The organism is Pseudomonas sp. TE36184, from assembly GCF_054060055.1.
In genome coordinates this window covers 5,140,261-5,161,818 of record NZ_JBSSCU010000001.1, presented here as the reverse complement: position 1 = coordinate 5,161,818, position 21,558 = coordinate 5,140,261, and the positions used below count along the sequence as shown (strand labels likewise).

14 protein-coding genes and 2 pseudogenes are annotated in these 21,558 nt (G+C 62.3%); 4 read left to right on the top strand and 12 right to left on the bottom strand.

Features of this window, described 5'->3' with window-relative positions; genetic code table 11:
- Nucleotides 1–34: 34 nt before the first annotated feature.
- The 7 genes and pseudogenes from purU to ACVWZP_RS23160 all read right to left on the bottom strand — a co-directional run bounded on the left by purU (nucleotide 35) and on the right by ACVWZP_RS23160 (nucleotide 8,645).
- The gene (gene purU / locus ACVWZP_RS23190) at nucleotides 35–892 is read right to left on the bottom strand and encodes a formyltetrahydrofolate deformylase (protein ID WP_104904331.1); all 858 of its coding nucleotides are present in this window, start codon (nucleotides 890–892) and stop codon (nucleotides 35–37) included.
- A 171-nt stretch (nucleotides 893–1,063) separates the two neighbouring features.
- Entirely contained in the window at nucleotides 1,064–1,696 is a 633-nt protein-coding gene (locus ACVWZP_RS23185; RefSeq protein ID WP_046381817.1) for a sarcosine oxidase subunit gamma, read from the bottom strand.
- A 109-nt stretch (nucleotides 1,697–1,805) separates the two neighbouring features.
- Nucleotides 1,806–4,823 carry a sarcosine oxidase subunit alpha gene (locus tag ACVWZP_RS23180; RefSeq protein WP_046381816.1) on the bottom strand — a complete coding sequence of 1,006 codons (3,018 nt, stop codon included), beginning with the start codon at nucleotides 4,821–4,823 and terminating at the stop codon, nucleotides 1,806–1,808.
- Nucleotides 4,820–5,122 (bottom strand): sarcosine oxidase subunit delta, encoded by a 303-nt coding sequence (locus tag ACVWZP_RS23175; RefSeq protein WP_017847877.1) that lies wholly within the window; start codon nucleotides 5,120–5,122, stop codon nucleotides 4,820–4,822. Before ACVWZP_RS23175 ends, ACVWZP_RS23180 begins: the two co-directional genes overlap by 4 nt.
- Before the next feature lie 15 nt (nucleotides 5,123–5,137).
- On the bottom strand, nucleotides 5,138–6,388 hold the full coding sequence (locus ACVWZP_RS23170) for a sarcosine oxidase subunit beta (protein WP_003209185.1): 1,251 nt from the start codon (nucleotides 6,386–6,388) through the stop codon (nucleotides 5,138–5,140).
- Nucleotides 6,389–6,410: 22 nt separating this feature from the next.
- A pseudogene (glyA, locus tag ACVWZP_RS23165) lies at nucleotides 6,411–7,665 on the bottom strand (serine hydroxymethyltransferase).
- A 251-nt stretch (nucleotides 7,666–7,916) separates the two neighbouring features.
- Nucleotides 7,917–8,645, bottom strand: a complete 729-nt coding sequence (locus ACVWZP_RS23160) for a TraX family protein (RefSeq protein WP_199918206.1) — start codon at nucleotides 8,643–8,645, stop codon at nucleotides 7,917–7,919.
- A gap of 90 nt (nucleotides 8,646–8,735) precedes the next feature.
- Here ACVWZP_RS23160 and ACVWZP_RS23155 point away from each other — a divergent pair, with 90 nt between their 5' ends.
- Nucleotides 8,736–9,776, top strand: a complete 1,041-nt coding sequence (locus ACVWZP_RS23155) for a threonine aldolase family protein (RefSeq protein ID WP_017847880.1) — start codon at nucleotides 8,736–8,738, stop codon at nucleotides 9,774–9,776.
- A 60-nt stretch (nucleotides 9,777–9,836) separates the two neighbouring features.
- Here the strand turns inward: ACVWZP_RS23155 and ACVWZP_RS23150 are convergent, their stop codons facing one another.
- Nucleotides 9,837–11,654 carry a flavin monoamine oxidase family protein gene (locus ACVWZP_RS23150; RefSeq protein WP_046381814.1) on the bottom strand — a complete coding sequence of 606 codons (1,818 nt, stop codon included), beginning with the start codon at nucleotides 11,652–11,654 and terminating at the stop codon, nucleotides 9,837–9,839.
- A gap of 277 nt (nucleotides 11,655–11,931) precedes the next feature.
- On the opposite strand from ACVWZP_RS23150, the gene ACVWZP_RS23145 reads away from it, so the two are divergent.
- Entirely contained in the window at nucleotides 11,932–13,377 is a 1,446-nt protein-coding gene (locus ACVWZP_RS23145) for a purine-cytosine permease family protein (protein WP_046381813.1), read from the top strand.
- Nucleotides 13,374–14,189, top strand: coding sequence for a nitrilase-related carbon-nitrogen hydrolase (locus ACVWZP_RS23140; RefSeq protein WP_046381812.1), 816 nt, complete (start codon nucleotides 13,374–13,376; stop codon nucleotides 14,187–14,189). The genes ACVWZP_RS23145 and ACVWZP_RS23140 overlap by 4 nt, the downstream gene beginning before the upstream one ends.
- A gap of 3 nt (nucleotides 14,190–14,192) precedes the next feature.
- On the opposite strand, the gene gbcB is transcribed toward ACVWZP_RS23140, so the two are convergent.
- Nucleotides 14,193–15,293 (bottom strand): glycine-betaine demethylase subunit GbcB, encoded by a 1,101-nt coding sequence (gene gbcB / locus ACVWZP_RS23135; protein WP_017847881.1) that lies wholly within the window; start codon nucleotides 15,291–15,293, stop codon nucleotides 14,193–14,195.
- Between the two features lie 282 nt (nucleotides 15,294–15,575).
- Between gbcB and gbcA the strand changes: the two are divergent.
- A pseudogene (gbcA, locus tag ACVWZP_RS23130) lies at nucleotides 15,576–16,869 on the top strand (glycine-betaine demethylase subunit GbcA).
- Nucleotides 16,870–17,554: 685 nt separating this feature from the next.
- Here the strand turns inward: gbcA and etfB are convergent.
- Genes etfB through dgcB form a run of 3 tightly spaced genes read right to left on the bottom strand, consistent with a single transcriptional unit; the run spans nucleotide 17,555 to nucleotide 21,504 of the window.
- Entirely contained in the window at nucleotides 17,555–18,325 is a 771-nt protein-coding gene (gene etfB / locus ACVWZP_RS23125; RefSeq protein WP_046487910.1) for an electron transfer flavoprotein subunit beta, read from the bottom strand.
- Nucleotides 18,326–18,340: 15 nt separating this feature from the next.
- A complete protein-coding gene (gene etfA / locus ACVWZP_RS23120; RefSeq protein ID WP_201021613.1) occupies nucleotides 18,341–19,561 on the bottom strand; it encodes an electron transfer flavoprotein subunit alpha in 1,221 nt (406 codons plus the stop codon).
- Nucleotides 19,561–21,504 (bottom strand): dimethylglycine demethylation protein DgcB, encoded by a 1,944-nt coding sequence (gene dgcB / locus ACVWZP_RS23115; RefSeq protein ID WP_046381809.1) that lies wholly within the window; start codon nucleotides 21,502–21,504, stop codon nucleotides 19,561–19,563. The genes etfA and dgcB overlap by 1 nt, the downstream gene beginning before the upstream one ends.
- Nucleotides 21,505–21,558: the final 54 nt, after the last annotated feature.

The window sequence follows — 21,558 nt, the reverse complement described above, 5'->3', positions numbered from 1 at the left end:
AATGTGGGAGGGGGCTTGCCCCCGATGGCGTCAGTCAGAGCACCACCGTTCTATTGGCATTCAAAAACACCCGCCGTTCAATGTGATACCCCACCGCCCGGGCCAGGGTCAGCCCTTCGATATCGCGCCCCTTGGCAATCAGATCCTCAGGGTAGTGGCTGTGATCCACCACCTCCACACCCTGGGCGATGATCGGGCCTTCATCCAGGTCGTTGTTGATGTAATGCGCCGTCGCGCCGACCAGCTTCACGCCCTTGTTGTACGCCTGGTGATACGGCTTGGCGCCCTTGAACCCCGGCAACAACGAGTGGTGGATATTGATGGCCTTGCCATCCAGCTTGCGGCACAGCTCCGGCGACAGCACTTGCATGTAGCGCGCAAGGATCACCAGTTCCGCGCCGGTGTCTTCAATCACTTGCCACACCTGACGCTCCTGGGACGGTTTGTCGTTGGGGTCGAGGGCGAAGTGGTGGTAGGGAATCTGGTGCCAGTCGGCCAACGGTTTCAGATCGGGGTGGTTGGACACCACCGCGACCACGTCCATCGACAGTTGGCCGATACGCTGGCGGTACAGCAAGTCGTTCAGGCAGTGATCGGCCTTGGACACCATGATCACCACTTTGGGCCGATAGTTCGGCGCCGTCAGTTCGAAGACCATGCCAAAGGCTTCCCCGCGCGCGGCCAGGCCATCGCGGAACGCTTGCTCATCGAAACCCTCCGGCTGACGAAACTCCACGCGGATAAAAAAGCGCCCTGACAGCCGGTCATCGAACGAGTGGTGCTCGGTGACGTAGCAACCCTGCTCGAACAGGTAGCGGGTGACCGCGTCCACCGTGCCGAGCACGCTGGGGCAGTCGGCGGTCAAAATCCATGTATCGGGTGCGCGGCTCATGACAGGTCACTCCTCAAGCAAAGCCCGGCCTCACCCACCCCTGTAGGAGCGAGCTTGCTCGCGAAAATCGTCAACGATAACGCGGGCATCCTGGATGACCGCGGTGCCCTTGAGGCTTTCGCGAGCAAGCTCGCTCCTACAGGGTGGCGGGTGAAGGGGGTGGGGGTCATATCAGGCTTGAACGCTCAGGCCGAATTCGGCCGAGGCATCCTGCAACCACAACCACCAGTAATCCGAGAAGCTGCGACGAATCACCAGCTCCCAGGTGTCTTCGGCGGTATGGCGGATCACCAATTGCGACTTGGCGAACACCGTGCCCACCGCCTTGCCCACCGGGAAGTTGTTGGGGTGTACGTCGTAGCTGGTGGACTTCATCAGCACGTCGCGCACGTTCGGGCCGCGCAGTTCGAGGATCTGTTGGCCGCCGCTGACATTGACGATCTGGATGTGCAGATCGCCCAGGGCGGCGCGCAGGTTTTGTTCGGCGGCGAATTCTTCACCGCTCGGCACCACCAGCAGCCACTCGTCCGGGCCGAGCCATTGCAGGCTGGTGTCGCCGTTGACAATCACCGTCAGCGCGCCGGGCAGTTCGATGCCCAGGGCCTTGTGGACGCCAGCGGCGAAGGCGGCGTCATGGCCGTCGCCGCGAATAGTCAGGTGGCCGAGCAGTTTCTTTTCACGCACGGTCACGCCGGCATTCTTGCGGCCCTTGCCGATCAGGCTGGCGAGGTCGGCATGGTGCAGCGACGACTCGGCCTTGGCCCCGGTGGTGGGGCGTTGTTGGTATACGTTGGCTGCTGTCATAGAGCACCTTTGCTGAATTCTGTTGTGTGGCTACTGGCGTCATCGGGGGCAAGCCCCCTCCCACATTTGGAATGCATTCCCCTGTCTCCCGATGGCGCGCCTCGGTCTATCAGATGTTCTGGCGGTCGCCTTTCGGATCAAAGAACACCGAGGACACAATCTCCGCCTCGATCACGCTGCCATCCGCTTGCGGCGAAAACACCCGCTCGCCGATGCGCTTCAAGCCGCCCTTGACCACCGCCAGCGCAAACGAATAACCGAGGGAGTTATGCGCGTAGCTGGAGGTGACGTGGCCGACCATCTTCATCGGGATCGTCTGCTTGGCGTCGAACACCAGTTGCGCGCCTTCCGGCAGCCACACCGCTGGATCGATCGGCTTGAGGCCGACCAATTGCTTGCGATCTTCGCGCACGCAGTCTTCGCGGTTCATCCCGCGCCAGCCGATCCACGAGAACGGCTTGGTACGGCCGACGCACCAGCCCATGTTCAGGTCGTCCGGGGTCATCGAGCCGTCGGTGTCCTGGCCGACGATGATGAAGCCCTTCTCGGCCCGCAGGACGTGCATGGTTTCGGTGCCATACGGGGTCAGGTTGTACTTTTTGCCGGCCTCGACGATTTGCTCCAGCACGCCCATGGCGTAGTCGGCCTGCACGTTGACTTCATACGACAGCTCGCCGGTGAACGAGATGCGGAACACCCGCGCCGGCACACCGCCGACCAGGCCTTCTTTCCAGGTCATGAACGGGAAGCCGTCCTTGTCCAGGTCGATGTCGGTGACTTCGGCCAGCAGCTTGCGGCTGTTGGGGCCCGACAGGGTCATGGTCGCCCAGTGGTCGGTGACCGAGGTGAAGTAGACCTTGAGGTCCGGCCATTCGGTCTGTTGGTAGATTTCCAGCCATTGCAGCACACGGGCCGCGCCGCCGGTGGTGGTGGTCATCAGGAAGTGGTTGTCGGCCAGGCAAGCGGTCACGCCGTCGTCGAAGACCATGCCGTCTTCCTTGCACATCAGGCCGTAGCGCGCCTTGCCCACGTCGAGCTTGGTCCAGGCGTTGCTGTAGATGCGGTTGAGGAACTCGCGGGCATCCGGGCCCTGGATGTCGATCTTGCCGAGGGTCGACGCATCCAGCAGGCCGACGCTGTCGCGCACCGCCAGGCATTCGCGCTTGACCGCCGCGTGCAGGTCTTCACCGTTGCGCGGGAAGTACCACGGGCGTTTCCACTGGCCGACGTCTTCAAACTCGGCGCCATTCTTCACATGCCAGGCGTGCAGCGCGGTGTAGCGAACGGGTTCGAAGATGTGCCCACAGTGCCGCCCCGCAACCGCGCCGAAGGTCACCGGCGTGTAGTTGGGGCGGAACATAGTGGTGCCCATCTGCGGGATGGTCACGTTCAGCGAACGCGCCGCAATGGCCAGGCCGTTGACGTTACCCAGCTTGCCCTGGTCGGTGCCGAAGCCCAGCGCGGTATAACGCTTGACGTGTTCCACCGACTCGAAACCTTCGCGGGTCGCCAGTTCGATGGCGGCCGCGGTGACGTCGTTCTGCAGGTCGACAAATTGCTTGGGCGCCCGTGCAGTGGCTTTCTCGTGAGGCACCTGGAACAACGCCAGCGTCGGCTCTTCCAAGCGGTTCAAGGCTTTGGGCAGCGTGCCTTCCACCGGGCTAAAACCGGCTTCGCTGGCGGCGCGCACGCCCCCTTCAAAACCGTCCGCCAGGGAATCGCCCAGGCCGTAGACGCCGTTGATACCGCCAACGCACACGCGCTTTTGCGGTGCTTCACCCGGTACAAAACCGAGGATGTCTTCGCGCCAGGTCGGCTTGCCGCCCAGGTGCGAGGCCAGGTGGACCACCGGGCTGTAGCCGCCGGAGCTGGCCACCAGGTCGCAGTCCAGCCACTCGCCGGGGCTGGTGACGGTATGCGCTTTGACATCGATGGCGGCAACACGGGCGCCGCTCACATGTTTGCTGCCACGGGCTTCGATCACGGCGCTGCCGGTGAGGATACGAATGCCTTTGGCGCGGGCTTCTTCCACCAGCGCGCCGCGTGGGTTATGGCGGGCATCGGCCACGGCCACCACTTTCAGGCCGGCTTCCAACCAGTCCAGGGCGACGCGGTAGGCGTGGTCGTTGTTGGTCGACAGCACCAGTTTCTTGCCCGGCGCCACGCCGTAACGGCGCACGTAAGTCGAGACTGCACCGGCGAGCATATTGCCCGGCACGTCGTTGTTGCCGTACACCAGCGGACGCTCGCACGCACCGGTCGCCAGCACCACGCGCTTGGCACGCACACGGTGGATACGCTGGCGCACCTGGCCGATCGGCGCACGGTCGCCGAGGTGATCGGTGAGACGCTCGTGAATGGTCAGGAAGTTATGGTCGTGGTACCCGTTGACGGTGGCGCGGGGCAGCAGCACCACGTCCGGCAGGGCTTTGAGTTCGGCGATGACGCTGGCGACCCACTCGGTGGCCGGCTTGCCGTCGAGGCTTTCGCGCGAATCGAGCAACGAGCCGCCGAACTCTTCCTGCTCATCGGCGATGATCACGCGGGCGCCACTGCGCGCAGCGGCCAGTGCAGCGGCCAGACCGGCCGGGCCGGCACCGACCACCAGCACGTCGCAATGCCGGTTGAAGTTGTCGTAGGTGTCCGGGTCGTTCTCGGTCGGCGAGCGGCCTAAACCTGCTGCCTTGCGGATGTACTTCTCGTAGGTCATCCAGAACGACTGCGGGTACATGAAGGTTTTGTAGTAGAACCCCGGCGGCATCAGCTTGCCGCCGACTTTGCCGAGAATGCCCATCACGTCGTTGTTCACGCTCGGCCAGCCGTTGGTGCTGGTGGCGACGAGGCCCTGGTACAACGCCTGTTGCGTGGCGCGCACGTTGGGAATCTGGGTGGCTTCGGTGGCGCCGATCTGCAGCACCGCGTTCGGCTCTTCGGCACCGGCAGCAAAGATGCCGCGTGGGCGCGAGTACTTGAAGCTGCGGCCGATGATGTCGACACCGTTGGCCAGCAGCGCGGCGGCCAGAGTGTCGCCTTCGAAGCCTTTGTAGGTCTGGCCGTTGAAGCTGAAGGTCAGGACTTTGTTACGGTCGATCCGGCCACCGTTGGACAGGCGATTGATCTGGCTCATACCTTCGCTCCAGCAGCCTTGGCGGTGAATTGCGGCTTGGTGCCGATTTTGTAGGTTTCAAGAATTTCGTAGGTCAGCGTGTCGCGGGTCGCGTTGAAGTACTGACGGCAACCGGCGGCGTGAATCCACAGCTCGTGGTGCAGGCCGCGGGGGTTGTCGCGGAAGAACATGTAGTCGCCCCACTCTTCATCGGTGCAGGCGTTGGGGTCCAGCGGGCGTGGGATGTGCGCTTGGCCGGAGGCATGGAATTCCTCTTCGGAGCGCAGTTCGCCACAGTGAGGACAGAAGATATGCAACATAGGGAATTTCTCCTGTTAGTGGGCGACGGCCGCAGCGCCGTGTTCGTCGATCAACGCACCGTTGTGGAAACGGTCGATGGAGAAAGGTGCGGCCAGCGGGTGCATTTCACCCTTGGCCAGGCTCGCGGCAAACACGTTGCCTGAACCGGGAGTGGCCTTGAAACCGCCGGTGCCCCAACCGCAGTTGAAGAACATGTTCGGCACCGGGGTCTTGGAGATGATCGGGCAGGCGTCCGGCGTGGTGTCGACGATGCCGCCCCACTGGCGGTTCATACGCACGCGTGAGAGCACCGGGAACATCTCGACGATGGCCTGGATGGTGTGTTCGATCACCGGGTACGAACCGCGCTGGCCGTAGCCGTTGTAGCCGTCGATACCGGCGCCGATCACCAGGTCGCCCTTGTCGGACTGGCTGATGTAACCGTGTACGGCGTTGGACATGATCACGCTGTCGATAATCGGCTTGATCGGCTCCGACACCAGTGCTTGCAGCGGGTGCGATTCGATCGGCAGGCGGAAACCGGCGAGCGAAGCCATGTGCCCGGAGTTACCGGCCGTGACCACACCGACGCGCTTGGCGCCGATAAAGCCCTTGTTGGTCTCCACACCGATGCACACGCCGTTTTCCTTGCGAAAGCCGATCACTTCGGTCTGCTGGATCAAATCCACTCCGAGGGCGTCGGCGGCGCGGGCAAAGCCCCAGGCCACGGCATCGTGACGGGCCACGCCGCCGCGCCGTTGCACGGTGGCGCCCATCACCGGGTAGCGGGTGTTCTTCGAGCAATCCAGGTACGGAATCTCGTCCGCGACCTGTTTGGCATTGAGCAGTTCGCCGTCCACGCCGTTGAGGCGGTTGGCGCTGACGCGACGTTCGGAATCGCGGATGTCCTGCAGGGTGTGGCACAGGTTGTAGACGCCGCGCTGGGAGAACATCACGTTGTAGTTCAGGTCCTGGGACAGGCCTTCCCACAGTTTCATCGCGTGTTCGTACAGGTGCGCCGACTCGTCCCACAGATAGTTGGAACGCACGATGGTGGTGTTGCGCGCGGTGTTACCGCCGCCCAGCCAGCCCTTTTCGACCACGGCCACATTGGTGATGCCGTGCTCCTTGGCCAGGTAATAGGCGGTCGCCAGACCATGCCCGCCACCGCCGACGATGACCACGTCGTACACCTTTTTAGGGGTCGGCGTGCGCCACATCTTCTGCCAGTTTTCGTGGTGGCTGAGTGAGTGCTTGAAGAGGCCGAAGCCCGAGTAGCGTTGCATAGTCATTACTCCAAAACCGCGCTCAGCGATAAACCGGGAAATCAGCGCACAGGGCCGACACGCGCTTGGCCACGTCGGCCTCGACATCGGCGTCGCCGAGGTTGTCGAGGATGTCGCAGATCCAGCCGGCCAGCTCGATGCATTGCGGCACCTTGAAACCGCGCGTGGTCACCGCCGGCGTGCCAATACGCAGGCCCGACGTCACGAACGGCGACTGCGGGTCATTCGGCACGGCGTTCTTGTTGACGGTGATGTGGGCGCGACCGAGAGCGGCGTCCGCGTCTTTACCGGTGAGGCCCTGGCGAATCAGGCTGACCAGGAACAGATGGTTATCGGTGCCGCCGGACACTACATCGTAGCCGCGTTTGATAAACACGCCGGCCATGGCCTGGGCGTTGTCGATCACTTGCTGCTGATAGGCCTTGAAGCCAGGCTCCTGGGCTTCCTTGAAGCACACCGCCTTGCCGGCGATGACGTGCATCAGCGGGCCGCCCTGGGCGCCAGGGAATACAGCGGCGTTGAGTTTCTTTTCGATCGTTTCGTTGGCACGCGCCAGAATCAGGCCGCCACGCGGACCGCGCAGGGTCTTGTGGGTGGTGGTGGTGACCACGTCGGCGTAAGGCAGCGGGTTCGGGTACAGACCGGCGGCCACCAGGCCGGCGACGTGGGCCATGTCGACGAACAGCAGCGCACCGACCTTGTCGGCGATCTGACGAAAGCGTGGGAAATCCAGGGTCTTGGAGTAGGCGGAAAAACCGGCCACCACCATCTTCGGCTGGTGCTCCACGGCCAGGCGTTCGACTTCGTCGTAGTCGATCAGCCCGGTGTCGGTGTTGATGCCGTATTGCACCGCGTTGTACAGCTTGCCCGAGGACGACACTTTGGCGCCGTGGGTCAGGTGGCCGCCGTGGGCCAGGCTCATGCCGAGGATGGTGTCACCGGCGTTCAACAGCGCCAGGTACACCGCGCTGTTGGCGGATGAGCCGGAATGCGGCTGCACGTTGGCGTAGTCGGCGCCCGAACAACTGCTTGGCGCGCTCGATGGCCAGGGCTTCGACCTTGTCCACATGCTCGCAGCCACCGTAGTAGCGCTTGCCCGGGTAGCCTTCGGCGTACTTGTTGGTCAGGCCGCTGCCCTGGGCTTGCATCACGCGCTTGCTGGTGTAGTTCTCCGACGCGATCAGCTCGATATGATCTTCCTGCCGCTGCTCCTCGGCATTCATCGCCGCGAGCAGTGCATCGTCATAACCCTGGATCTGGTCTTGTTTGCTGAACATCGCGTCTCTCCCAGCCTTTCGTATTGTTAAGGCCCGTGCAGGGCCCTTTGATGCGATGGTAGGGCTGGCGCCGGCAGCTCAAATGCCTACGGACGCCACGCAAAGGTGCGTTTACGACATTGCTGGAACAACGCAGAACAAATGTGGGAGGGGGCTTGCCCCCGATAGCGGTGTGTCAGCCACGGCATGTGCAAGCTGATCCACCGCTATCGGGGGCAAGTCGAACCGTCGCACCGCCCCTCCCACACTGGTTAGGCGATGATTTGACGGACGAGTAGCAGCAGCAGGAAATGCACAGGATAGAGGGCATAGGCCCAGCGCCGCATTGCCGGCGGCGTGGCGTTTTTGACATGTCGCAACAGAACCAGGCCGGCCAATGGCGCGATCAGGCATGCCGCCAACCCCATCCATGCCACCGGCGTGCCGCTATCGAGCAGAATCTGCCATTGATTGGCAGCCACGCACAGCAATCCCGGAAATACGCTGAAATACCATCGCCGACGAAACACCAACACCATCGCCCACGGCAGCAATACACCGAAGAAACCGAACATCAGCTGCGTGGAAAACACAGCGCCTATCGCCAGGGCAATCAGCGCCAATCCTCGATCAACCAGCGCCTTCTGCTGCCATCCTCGGGCAACCAGCAAGCCCAACGCCAAGGTGGGCAACACATTCAACGTATCGGCATCTTCGATGAACAGCCGGTACGGCACTTCACTGATCAGGCTGAACAACAGCAACCAGCCCAGGTAACGCCAGCGGCCGCTCACTGGCGCGTCTCGCACCCGATGCACATTCGCCGCAATCGCCAGGCAAAACCACGGGAACGCCAGGCGCCCCGGCACATACAGGCCATCCAGGCTCAACCCGACATAACGCAAGTGGTCCAGCACCATGCTCAGCAGCGCCAGCCACTTGAGCAAATCCAAGGCGCCATCGCGGACACGTCCGACAGGAATCGTTTCAGTAGCGTGCATAATTCCCCAGTGACTTTGCATTTACAGTGCGTGTGCACCCCGGACAATCTTGGTTAAAGTGTGCACCAACATCGACCACAGGAATGGGCCATGACCGACAAGAGCCAACAATTCGCCAGCGATAACTATTCCGGCATCTGCCCGGAAGCCTGGGCTGCCATGGAACAAGCCAACCACGGCCATCAGCGCGCCTATGGCGATGACGAATGGACCCACCGCGCCGCCGACGGTTTCCGCAACCTGTTCGAGACCGACTGCGAAGTGTTCTTCGCCTTCAACGGCACCGCCGCCAACTCCCTGGCGCTGTCGTCGCTGTGCCAGAGCTACCATAGCGTGATCTGCTCGGAAACCGCCCACGTCGAGACCGACGAATGCGGCGCACCGGAGTTTTTCTCCAACGGTTCCAAGCTGCTCACCGCGCGCACCGAAAACGGCAAGCTGACCCCGGAATCGATCCGCGAGATCGCCCTCAAGCGCCAGGACATCCATTACCCCAAACCCCGCGTGGTGACGCTGACCCAGGCCACTGAAGTCGGCAGCGTGTACACCCCGGACGAAATCCGCGCCATCAGCGCCACCTGCAAAGAGCTCGGCCTGAACCTGCACATGGACGGCGCGCGCTTCGCCAACGCCTGCGCGTTCCTCGGCTGTTCGCCGGCCGACCTGACCTGGAAAGCCGGGGTGGATGTGTTGTGCTTCGGCGGCACGAAAAACGGCATGGCCGTGGGCGAAGCGATTCTGTTCTTCAACCGCGCACTGGCCGAAGACTTCGACTACCGCTGCAAACAGGCCGGCCAGCTCGCGTCGAAGATGCGCTTCCTCTCCGCGCCGTGGGTGGGCCTGCTGGAAAACGACGCCTGGCTCAAACACGCGCGCCACGCCAACCACTGCGCGCAGTTGTTGAGCAGCCTGGTGGCGGATATTCCCGGCGTGGAATTGATGTTCCCGGTGCAGGCCAACGGCGTGTTCCTGCAACTCTCGGAACCGGCGATCGCCGCGCTGACGGCCAAGGGCTGGCGCTTCTACACCTTCATCGGCAAAGGCGGCGCGCGCTTCATGTGTGCGTGGGACACCGAGGAAGAACGCGTGCGCGAGCTGGCGGCGGATATTCGCGAAGTGATGGGGGCCTGAAACGACGGCCCGCGTCGCAGACTCATGACCTGCGACGCGGGCCGGCGGTAACTGGCGGGCTTACAAGGCCTTCGGCTGAAGCGCTTGCCATTCATCAATGGGGCCGCGGTTCGTGAGAAGGGTCCCACCGTTGAATTTCACCGCCAGTTTATTCACGGCGTTCAAGGCCGTCGTCACCGCCCCTTCCGCCCAGCCACCCGTCCACGAAACGTCGTCACCCGCGAGAATGAACCCATCGGGGTTCAAAACCGACACTCCGTTCATGAACTGCGAAAACAGCAAGCGCTGGTACTCGTACTGCCCCGGCAGGTTCATTTTGAACGCGCACAGGAAAAACGGCTGCTCCTCCCAGTTGATTTCGACAAAGGGGTTGGTCATGCCGAACTCCGCGGCCAGATTCAACTGATGTGGGGCATACACGCTATCCAGCAGGGTCGTGCATAACTGCACGTGGGACGGTAGCGGCGCACCACGATCACCGAGGAATTTGAGGGCGTCATCATTCCAGGTGTAGGACAAAAACAGGCCACAGCCTTTGTAAGGTCCCTGGCTCTGAGCATAGTCCAGCAGGTAAGTGCCACGGGTGATTCGTTCCGACAACGTCACGCTCATCCTGTATTGCAAATCAGTCCCCACATCGGTCCAGAACGGCCGTTTGGTTTGCGCGAAAATTTTGGCTGACTGCATGTAATGGGTGTACATCACCGCTTCCCATTCCTTGGGGGATAGCAGGTCATTCATCTGGTTAAAGCGGGCAGCGCCATCCATATAACGGAATTTATCGAGGACCCGTTTGTGAGGGGTATAGACCACGGCAGGAAAGGTGTATGAGTGCTCGCTTCCCAGAGTGCGATCAAACACCCACACATCGAACTCGCCATCCGACCGACGCACGATCTGTCGCACTTCCTGGTTCAAAGGCTGAGAGATGACCTGGGTGGTCAGGCCTTCGACGGTGGTCCCCGCAGGCCAATGGACCATGGTGTCGCCGAAGGTATCCGGGGCGCGCCTCCAAAGCCGGCCCGGCAGCTCGCTGGAGCCGTCATACATCAGCTTGTGGTTGGTATCCAGCCCGGTATACAGCACCCGCAGCACTTCCAGGAAACAGTTCGGGTAATCGGTGTTCCAGCCGCCCGTGCCGAAGCCGATCTGGCCGAACAGATCGATATCTTCGCGACTCCACCCCGCCTGCTCGACCATCGCGGCAAAAAAACTCAGGTTGTCCCAACCCGCATCAAGAATGGCGTTCCACAAGGCTTTGATCTTGACCGGATCAAGGCTGTCCTCGGACATTGCGGTTTCCATCTCCGTGAACTTGATCGGGTCCTGTTCAAGAAACACTTCGAATAGCTTGCGCTCGATCTCGGCGTATTCAAACGGCAGATTATCGCCTTCGTAATAGACCTGTTTTTGCTGATAGTCGACGACCGTGCTGGGAGTAAAAGGCGACCCCGGGTTGGGAAAGTCTGTCGAATTGGCCGTCATGCCAACTTTATTGAAATAGTGCATCAACGCTTTGCCTGAAACAGGAAAGCGCATGGCACCCTTTTCGCAGATAACACAGTTAGCAGGATCTTGCGGATCACCCGCCACATAGGAATACAGTCGCCCACCGATGCGGTCACTGGCCTCCACCACCACCGGGTGCAACCCCATACGCATGGCTTCATAGGCCGCGACCATTCCAGCGACGCCGGCGCCGACGATCAAGACCTGCTTGCCATAGGCCTGGCGGGATACCTGCGCCAACGGCGTGCCTAAACTGTCAGCCGTTTCAAGAAACCGGGCGTAATGAAAAGGAAAGTCCGGAACAAGTGCAGTGACATTCTTGGCAAGCAAGCGCGCTGCGCCTTTACTGCGGGAGGGGATAGCAGACATGGCAATCGTCCTTGGTATGTAATCAGGACGTCCACCTACTGCTTCAATGCGAAGGGCGAATACGACGTATGTGCTGCTCAGCGTAGATAATTGTAGGAAATGGCTCTATATCACTTGGAAATAAAAAGCCAATGCGTAATACAAGCCTTGCTTCAGAAGGCTTCAGGCAATCAGTTCAGAAATTCGTGAAGTGATTATTTGCAAATGCCGATTCAATAATCTTTTTAGTTACAAGACTCTTCATAGTCTCACTTAATAAAAACAGACCGTGATGCCTATGAACACGCCCCCCAACCGTTCGGCTGCTCCGCCATCCACCACACTGAAAATCGAAACCCGCTCCATTGACTACGTGCCGCGTAATGAGCGCCACGGCAAGGTCTGGCATCAGGCACCGTTCTGGTTCACCGGTAACTTCGTACTGACCACCCTGGTCACCGGGTTTACCGGCGCAGCCTTGGGGCTGAGCCTGGTGTATGCGATCCTGGCGATTGTCATCGGCGTGTGCCTGGGCACGTTCGCCATGGCGTTCCACGCCAACCAGGGGCCGCGCATGGGTTTGCCGCAGATGATCCAGTCGCGGGCACAGTTCGGCCTGCGCGGGGCAATCGTGCCCTTTATCGCAGTGGTGTTCGTGTATATCGGCTTTAACGTGTTCAACGTGATCCTGGCGACCGACGCCATCAATACCGTGCTGCCCGGCAACCGCGCACCGTGGTACGCCTTGATGATCCTCCTGGCCGTGGTGATTGCCGTGATCGGCCACGACCTCCTGCACACCGTGCAACGCTGGCTGACCTACGTGATGATCAGTGTGTTCGCGGTCCTCACGGTTGCTGCCGTGATGAACCTGCAGGCCGACATGGCGGTGGCCAACGCCCATTTTTCCTGGCCGGCTTTTCTGATCCAGCTTTCAGCCGCCGCGGGTTACCAGATCAGCTACGCCGTCTACGTCTCGGATTACTCGCGCTACCTGCGCCATGACACGCCGTCGCGCAAAGTCATCGCCTGGACGTACCTGGGCGCCGCCGGCTCGGCGCTGTGGCTGATGTCGCTGGGGGCCTTTCTCGCCTCGGCGCTGCCCTCACCCGACGCCATCGGCAGTGTGCAGGCTGTGGGCAACCAACTGCTTCCGGGGTTTGGCACCTTTACCGTATTGATCGCAGTGCCCGCACTGGTTGGCATCATGGCCGTCAACTGCTACGGCGCCATGCTGACGGGGATCAGCGCGATTGACGGCTTCGTGTCGATCAAACCGGGTATCAAAGGGCGCATCGTGGGAATCAGCCTGGTGGGCGGCGCGATTTTCGCCATCGCTTTGAGTATCCCGCAGAGCTACCTGGAGAGTTTCAATACCTTCGTCTTGCTGATGCTGTATTTCCTCGTGCCCTGGACCGCCGTCAACCTCGCGGACTTCTATGTTGTACGCAAGGGGCAATACGCAATCAGTGACATCTTCAACCCGAACGGTATCTACGGCCGCTGGTCGGGTGCCGGGCTTATTTCCTATTTCCTGGGCCTGGGGGCGATGACACCGTTCATCTCCCTGGGGTTTTACCAAGGGCCCATCGCGACGGCTTTGGACGGGGCCGATATTGCATTCGTGGTCGGCCTGGCAGTTTCTGCAATCGCCTACTGCCTGCTGTCATGTACACGTGACCTGACCGCCGAGCAACGCGCAATTGAAGCCAGCGACCGCCTGTTTGAAGGCGAAGAGTCATGACACCGGTACGCGTTGTCTGTCATCAACTGGAACCGCACCTGGGCGACACCGACTACAACCGTCGTCTGAGTGAAACGGCGATCCGCAGCGCCGCCGCCCTGGGCGCCCATGTGGTGGTGCTGCCCGAACTCATGCAAAGCGGCTACGCGTTCAATGACCTGGCAGAAGCCAGAGCGGTGTCGGAACCGCTCGACGGCCCGACGCTGTGTCTGTGGAAAGCCCTGGCTATCGAGTTGGGCTTGATCGTCGTCGCCGGCTTCTGCGAGCGCCTGAGTGCCGGCCGAGTTGCCAACAGCGCCGCGTTGATTGAGCCCGACGGTAGGCTGACGGTGTATCGCAAGGCGCATCTGTGGGACCGTGAAAAGCTGATCTTCACCGCCGGTGATGCGCCGCCACCGGTGGTCGACACCGCCGTCGGGCGGATCGGCATGATGATCTGCTACGACCTGGAGCTGCCCGAGTGGGTACGCCTGGCCGCGCTGGCGCAAGCCGACTTGCTCTGCACCCCGGTGAACTGGCCGGACGGCCCGCGCCCCGTGGGTGAGCGGCCGGCAGAGATCGTGCGAGTCCAGGCCAATGCGGCGGTCAACCGCATGTTCATCGCGGCGTGCGACCGCCATGGCGAAGAACGTGGCGTCAACTGGGTGGGCGGCTCGGTCATCGTCGACGCCGATGGCTACCCGCTGGCCGGAGCAAGCGCCCACCCGACGGAACAACAATTGGTGGCTGACTTGCCCTTGGCGCAGGCCAGGAACAAGTCAATCAGCGAGCACAACCACGTTCACCGGGATCGTCGGCCTGGGCTGTACTGAGCGTCAGAACTCAATCCGCACGTCGCCCTTCGGCACGCTGCAGCACGACAGGATGTAGCCCTCGGCTTCGTCTTCCTCGGTAATCCCGCCGTTGTGGTCCATCTCGACCTCGCCGCCCAGCTTGAGCACCTTGCATGTGCCGCAAATCCCCATGCCGCAGGCCTTGGGAATCAGCAGGCCGAGCTTGGCCGCAGCGGCGTGGACGGTTTCGCCCGGCGCCACGCGGATGCTCTTGCCCGAGGTGATGAACTCGACCTGATGCAGGTCCGCCAGGTCGATTTCCGGCGCATCGGCGGCTTGTTCGGCCTGTTCCACCGCATCGGCGCGGGCTTCCGCTGGCGTCGCGCCGAAGGACTCTTCGTGATAACGCGTCATGTCGAAACCGGCGGCTTCCAGCAGGCGCTTCACTGCGGTCATGTACGGCGTGGGGCCGCAGCAGAACACTTCGCGCTCCAGGAAGTCCGGCACCATCAATTCGAGCATCTTGTGGTTCAGGTAGCCGCGATACCCGGCCCAGGGCTCGCCCAGGCCGTGCTTCTCGCAGATCAGGTGCAGGCTGAAGTTGTCGATCCGCGAGGCCATGTGCTCCAGCTCGCGGTGGTAGATGATGTCTTTGGGCGAGCGCGCGCTGTGGATAAACGTCATGTCGACGTTGGCGTTGGTGTCGTAGAACCAGCGCGCCATGGACATCACCGGGGTAATGCCGACGCCGCCGCTGAGGTACAGCACCTTGGGGCTTGGGAAGTCGATGGCATTGAACAGCCCGACCGGCCCGTGGACCGCCAGCTCCTGGCCCTCGTGCAGGGTGTCGTGCAGCCAGTTGGAGACCTTGCCGCCCGGCACGCGCTTGATCGTCACCGAGAAGCTGTAAGGCACCGACGGCGAGCTGGAGATGGTGTAGGAACGCATGATCGGCTGGCCGTCGATTTCCAGCTCCAGGGTGACGAACTGCCCCGGCTTGAAAAAGAACAGGATCGGCTGGTCGGCCATGAAGCAGAAGGTGCGAACGTCCCAGGTTTCCTGGATGACTTTGACGCAACGGACAATGTGCCGACCATTGGCCCAGGTCTGGGTGGTTACCGGATTCAGGAAGTTGCTGGACATGCTGTTCTCCACCGCCGAGGCTCGGCCTTATGGTGGCGATTCTGCGTAACGCGAGAACCACCCATTTACCTATCTGCGACATTCACATACTTATCGCGACCAGCCCCCAACGACAGGGGGTTGCGCGTCGGGAACAGATTGGGCCATGTCGCCCATGGATAAGGTTCACCGCAACGGCGGCCGCACACTCGCTGCCAACAACGACACTTTCTTTACGCCTTGCACTGCACTAACCGTAGCCACTTTCGCCGGCCACACAGAATGGCCATGAGGACACACACGATGGACGTCACCGCAACCTTAAGCTTGGGCGATCCGCTGGAACCCGCACGCAAGGCCACCGCGCAGATGCTGCAAGAGCGCGAACGCACGTTCTCGCTGCCACAGCCGTTCTACTCTGATGAGCGGTTGTTTGATATCGATATGCAGGAGATCTTCCAGAAAGAATGGTTGATCGCCGGCATGACCTGCGAGATCCCCACCAAGGGCAACTTCCTGACCCTGCAAGTGGGCAAGAACCCGATCATCGTGATCCGTGGCGCCGATGGCGTGGTGCATGCGTTCCACAACGTCTGCCGCCACCGCGGTTCGCGCTTGTGTACCAGCGACAAAGGGCAAGGTCGCCAAGCTGGTCTGCCCGTATCACCAGTGGACCTACGAACTGGACGGCCGCCTGCTGTTCGCCGGCACCGAGATGGGCGCCGACTTCGACATGAAGCAGTACGGCCTCAAGCCGATCAACGTGAAGACCGCCGGCGGCTACATCTTCATCAGCCTGGCGCAGAACCCGCCGGCCATCGATGACTTCCTGTCGACCCTGAACCACTACATGGAACCCTACGACATGGAGAACACCAAGGTGGCGGTGCAAACCACCTTGATGGAAAAGGCCAACTGGAAACTGGTGCTGGAAAACAACCGCGAGTGCTACCACTGCAACGCCTCGCACCCCGAGCTGTTGAAAACCCTGCTCGAGTGGGACGACGTCACCGACCCGCGCGCCGACCAGGCCTTCAAGGACCACGTGGCCGCCAGCGCCGCGGCCTGGGAAGCCGAAAAAATCCCTTACGCCCACGCCAGCTTCGGCCTGCGCAACCGCATCGTGCGTATGCCGCTGCTCAAGGGCACCGTGTCGATGACCCTGGACGGCAAACAGGGCTGCAAGAAGTTGATGGGCCGCATCAAGAACCCGGACCTGGGCTCGATGCGTATCCTGCACCTGCCACACTCGTGGAACCACTGCATGGGCGACCACGTGATCGTGTTCACCGTGTGGCCGATCAGCGCCCAGGAAACCATGGTCACCACCAAGTGGCTGGTCCACAAGGACGCGGTCGAAGGCGTGGACTACGACGTGGAGCGCATGCGCCAGGTATGGGACGCCACCAACGACCAGGACCGTCGCCTGGCCGAAGAAAACCAGCGCGGGATCAACTCCACCGCCTACCAGCCGGGCCCCTACTCCAAGACCTATGAGTTCGGCGTGGTGAACTTCATCGACTGGTACAGCGAGCGCATGCTGAGCAACCTCGGCGCGGCGCCGGCGCCCTACCTCAAAGGCGTGGCCGCCCAGTAACCATCCCTGTGGGAGCGGGCTTGCTCGCTCCCACATTGGGTTGCGCACTGATCAAAATTTGTTCAAGCACACTGAAGCCCTCTCGCCGCCTGCCCTCCAGCCTTTGCCCAACAACTTATCCACAGAGCCACCCACAGCAATTGTGCGCAAGTGCGCCTGCCCGTCGAAATTAAATCAAGAAAATCCGTGACTTATTCGACTTGGCCGTTTTAAGGCGCCACTGATCAATTTTTGAACAACTCCGTGTAAGCCATATGAACCGTGCCCTGTAGCGGTACGCGAACACCTTATCCACAGAAGCACCAACAGACTTTGGGGGCAACTTTGACGCGGCTGTGGAAAACCCCTTCAAACCTTCATAAACCGGGCTATCCACGCGTTTCAGCGGGCAAATGCGCGCAATTGATCAAATTTCGATCAACCTAGCGTAAGCCTTTATTTATAATGGCTGCAGCGGTAAGCGAACATCTTATCCACAGAAGCGCCAACAGACTTTGGGGGAAACTCGGCGCGGGGTAATGGCTGTGATCACACAGAAACCCAAGGAAAAACCGAGGGTTAGCCTGGTCGTTTTTTGTACGGAGGGCTGCAGGGCTTGATTTACAGGGGGTGTGGACAACCGCGAACAGGTTATCCACAGACGGGTCAACAGGGATTGTGGGTAAGCCACTCTCCCCGTTGCGACTCAGCGAACCACACCTTCCTCAAGCAACAACTTGAGAATCGCTTCAGCACCCGCTTCAGGGCTGAGGCCCTTGAGTACCTGCCCGCCGCCGCCACTGGCCTTGGCCGTGGCCGCCTTCATCCGGTCCGCACCGCTCTTGGCCTTGATCACCTTGAGCCGCTTGGGGCGTGGCTTGGCCGGTTGCAGCACGGCGCCTGTGAATAACTCGTCCGCTTCAACCTCGACCTCGTGGGCCGCCAGTTCGCCGCGTTGCGCCGGGCCATAGGCGCTCTGCCGAGGCTTGGGTGCGGCGTTATCCACCGTGGCCAGAAACGGCAGGCGCACCTTCAAGCGCCGCCGCTGCCCACGGGGCAAGGCTTGCAGCACCAGGGCCACGCCGCTCTCGATGGACTCCACCTGCGCCAGCCCGACAATCAGCGGCCAGCCCAGGTGTTCGGCGAGCAGGAACGGCAACATCCCCGAACCTTCGCCGGTTTCGGCCTGGCTACCGGTGAGTACCACCTGGGCACCGGCGTCGCGCAGATACTCACTGAGCACCGGCAAGGCATCGGCGCCAGGCGGTTGTTCGAGCACATGCAACTGCGCCAGCCCCATGCCCAGGTAGCTGCGCAGCGTGGGTTCGGCGATGTCGCCGGCATGCAGCACCTGCAACTTATCCCCAGCCATTTGCAGGCCCAACTCGACCGCGCGCGCATCCTGCTCGGCGCGGCGCGGGCGCCCGGAGGTGGGGTGGGCGCCGATGGAGACCAGACTGATTACCTGCGTGTTCATGCCCTTATCCTTTGCTTAAGCCGCATCGCGCTTGGCGCCGTGGCGGTAGGCCTCGACCGCGGCGATCAAGGCTTGCAGAATCGCGGCGCTGTCGCCGATCACCGACAGGTCGGCACGCTTGATCATGTCGCAGCCGGGGTCGAGGTTGATCGCCACCACCTTGTCGCAGGCGCCGATGCCTTGCAGGTGCTGGATCGCCCCGGAGATACCGACGGCCACATACACCCGCGCCGTGACCCAGGTGCCGCTGGCGCCGACCTGGCGATCGCGGGCCATGAAGCCATCGTCCACCGCGACGCGCGAGGCGCCTTCGGTAGCGCCCAGGGCGGCGGCGGTCTGGTGGAACAGCGCCCAGTCCTTCACGCCGTTGCCGCCGGAGAAAATAAACTCGGCTTCAGCCATCGGAATCGCCGCCGGGTCCACCGCCACCGCGCCGAGGTCTTCGATACGCGGCAGGCTGCGCGCCAGGGCTGTGGATAACTCCACGGGCAGCACTTCATGCCGAGTGTCGCTGACCGGATCGGCGCATTCGGCGGCGGCCAGGATCAGGCGCGGCAACGGCCGGGCCACGTCTTGCTGACCAGCACCGGCACGGCCGATGCACTGCTCGCCCTGGATCTGCCAGACCCGCGTGGCCGGGCGCTCGTTGAGGCTGGCGGCAAAACGCCGACCGAGTTCACCGCCACCGCTGCGGCTGTCCGGCAGCAACCAATGGCGCGGCTTGAACTGGTTATCCACAGCCCGCAGGCCCTGCACGCGTTGCTCCGGTGAATAACCGTCGAAGGCATGGCCTTCGAGCACCAGCAGGCGGTCGACGCCGGCCGTGGCAAATGCGTTTTCCTTGTGTTCGCCAAACACCACGGCCAGCACCGCACCGTCGCTGCCGGCGAGTTGCCGGGCCAGGCCGAGCAGGTCACGGTCGTGGCTGCTCAGGCGGCCGCCGACCATGTCCGGCACCACGTTGATGTAGAACGCGGGCGCCGCCACCTGATGCAGCGGCAACTGCACCGCCACCGCCGCCGTGCGCTTGGCCGCCCCGCCCTGCTGGGCGCCGCTGCGGTCGATGCGCTTGATGCCGTTGGGGCCGATAAAACCGACACCATGGACGTTCTTGCGGATGACGCCGTTGGGCCCCATCCAACTGTGTTGCACCGGCTGCATCGCCGCATGCAGCGGGTGCAGGCGGTTACGGGCGATCCATTCGGCGCGTGGGTCGCGGCGGATAATGTCGCTCATCAGTGTACCTCCGCGGGTTCACGCGTGATCGGGGCTTTGGCCGGCGCCGGCTCGTCGAGCAAGGCATCGGCCACCAACTCGGCGATGTCCTTGATCAGTGGGCGCGGTTCGACCACGCCTTCGAGCATCGCGGTGCATTGCGGGCAGCCCACGGCCACCAGTTCGGCGCCGGTTGTGCGGATGTCGTCCATCCGCATATCGGGGATGCGTTGCTTGCCCGGAATGTCGGTGATCGGCGCGCCGCCACCGCCACCGCAGCAGCGTGAACGGTAGCCCGAGCGTTGCATCTCCTTGACCTCGATCCCCAACGCGCGCAGCACCTGGCGCGGCGCCTCGTATTCGCCGTTGTAGCGGCCCAGGTAGCACGGGTCGTGATAGGTCACGCTGCTGCCTTTGTGCTGGCCCAGGTTCAGCGCGCCGTCGCCGATCAGCTCGGCCATGAAGGTGCTGTGGTGCTGTACGACATAGTCACCGTTGAAGGCGCCGTATTCGTTTTTCAGCACATGGAAACTGTGCGGGTCGCAGGTGACGATGCGCGTGAAGTTGTACTTGGCCAAGGTCTGGATATTGCGCGTGGCCAGCAGTTGGAAGGTCGCTTCATCGCCCAAGCGGCGGGCGACGTCGCCGCTGTCGCGCTCTTCCAGGCCGAGCACGGCAAAGTCGACCTTGGCCGCTTTCAGCACTTTGACGAAGGCGCGCAGGGTGCGCTGGTTGCGCATGTCGAAGGCACCGTCGCCGACCCAGAACAGCACCTCGCAGCGACCTTTTTCGCTGAGCAACGGCAGGTTCAGATCCGCCGCCCAGTTCAGCCGACCGCCCGGTGCGAAGCCGCCGGGGTTGTCAGTGGCGATCAGGTTTTCGAGGACTTCGGCGCCCTTGTTCGGCGTGGCGCCTTTTTCCAGGGTGAGGTGGCGGCGCATGTCGACGATGGCGTCCACGTGCTCGATCATCATCGGGCACTCTTCCACACAGGCGCGGCAGGTGGTGCAGGACCACAACGTGTCGGCGTCCACCAGGCCGTTGACGATCGGTTGGTGCGGGTTGCCGCGATGTTCACCGATCGGTTTTCCAGGATAAGCGCTGCCGGCGAACTTGGCATCGGTGCCGCCGGCCAGGCCGACCACCATGTCCTGAATCAGCTTTTTCGGGTTCAGCGGCTGGCCGGCGGCGAACGCCGGGCACGCCGCTTCGCACTTGCCGCACTGCACGCAGGCGTCGAAGCCGAGCAGTTGGTTCCAGGTGAAGTCCTTGGGTTTTTCCACGCCCAGGGGCGCGCTTTTATCGTTCAGGTCCAACGGTTTCAAACCGGTGGAACGGCCCCCGCCGAAACGCTCGGCGCGGCGGTGCCAGGCCAGGTGCAAGGCACCGGCGAAGGCGTGCTTCATCGGCCCGCCCCAGGTCATGCCGAAGAACATTTCCGACACGCCCCACAGCACACCCACGCTCAACAACGCGGCCAGCAACCAGCCGCCGAAGTCGGCGGGCAGCACCCCGGCCACCGGCAGCGTCACCAGGAAGAAGCTCACAGAAAACGCCATCAGGCTTTTCGGCAGGCGCATCCACGGGCCTTTCGACAGGCGCGACGGCGGATTGCGCCGGCGCAGATAGACAAACGTGGCGCCGACAAACATCAGTACCGACGCCAGCAGCAAGGCAACGCCGAGGATGCGGTTATGCAGGCCGAAACCATGCACCAGGACCGCCAGCAGCGCCGACAGCACAAAACCCAGCGCCGTAGCGACGTGGGTGTTGGCGATGTATTTGTCGCGGGCGACCACGTGGTGCAGGTCGACCATGTAGCGCTTGGGCATGGCCAGCAGGCCTTTGATCAAGTCGACCTTCGACGCCCGCCCACGGCGCCACATGGCTGCCCGCCGCAGTGCGCCCAGAACAGCAAGGCCCAGCGCCGCGAACAGCAGAATCGGAAGAAGAGTATTCAACATGGTGAAGCTCCCACAGACCACACGGATCTACTGTGAAACCGGGTCTGAATGTGG

Coding starts and splice junctions, on each gene's coding strand:
- etfA (WP_201021613.1), bottom strand. CDS start 19,561: ATGAGCGACATTATCCGCCGCGACCCACGCGCCGAATGGATCGCCCGT.
- ACVWZP_RS23145 (WP_046381813.1), top strand. CDS start 11,932: ATGAACACGCCCCCCAACCGTTCGGCTGCTCCGCCATCCACCACACTG.
- ACVWZP_RS23155 (WP_017847880.1), top strand. CDS start 8,736: ATGACCGACAAGAGCCAACAATTCGCCAGCGATAACTATTCCGGCATC.
- ACVWZP_RS23150 (WP_046381814.1), bottom strand. CDS start 11,654: ATGTCTGCTATCCCCTCCCGCAGTAAAGGCGCAGCGCGCTTGCTTGCC.
- ACVWZP_RS23185 (WP_046381817.1), bottom strand. CDS start 1,696: ATGACAGCAGCCAACGTATACCAACAACGCCCCACCACCGGGGCCAAG.
- dgcB (WP_046381809.1), bottom strand. CDS start 21,504: ATGTTGAATACTCTTCTTCCGATTCTGCTGTTCGCGGCGCTGGGCCTT.
- purU (WP_104904331.1), bottom strand. CDS start 892: ATGAGCCGCGCACCCGATACATGGATTTTGACCGCCGACTGCCCCAGC.
- ACVWZP_RS23140 (WP_046381812.1), top strand. CDS start 13,374: ATGACACCGGTACGCGTTGTCTGTCATCAACTGGAACCGCACCTGGGC.
- etfB (WP_046487910.1), bottom strand. CDS start 18,325: ATGAACACGCAGGTAATCAGTCTGGTCTCCATCGGCGCCCACCCCACC.
- ACVWZP_RS23160 (WP_199918206.1), bottom strand. CDS start 8,645: ATGCACGCTACTGAAACGATTCCTGTCGGACGTGTCCGCGATGGCGCC.
- gbcB (WP_017847881.1), bottom strand. CDS start 15,293: ATGTCCAGCAACTTCCTGAATCCGGTAACCACCCAGACCTGGGCCAAT.
- ACVWZP_RS23180 (WP_046381816.1), bottom strand. CDS start 4,823: ATGAGCCAGATCAATCGCCTGTCCAACGGTGGCCGGATCGACCGTAAC.
- ACVWZP_RS23170 (WP_003209185.1), bottom strand. CDS start 6,388: ATGCAACGCTACTCGGGCTTCGGCCTCTTCAAGCACTCACTCAGCCAC.
- ACVWZP_RS23175 (WP_017847877.1), bottom strand. CDS start 5,122: ATGTTGCATATCTTCTGTCCTCACTGTGGCGAACTGCGCTCCGAAGAG.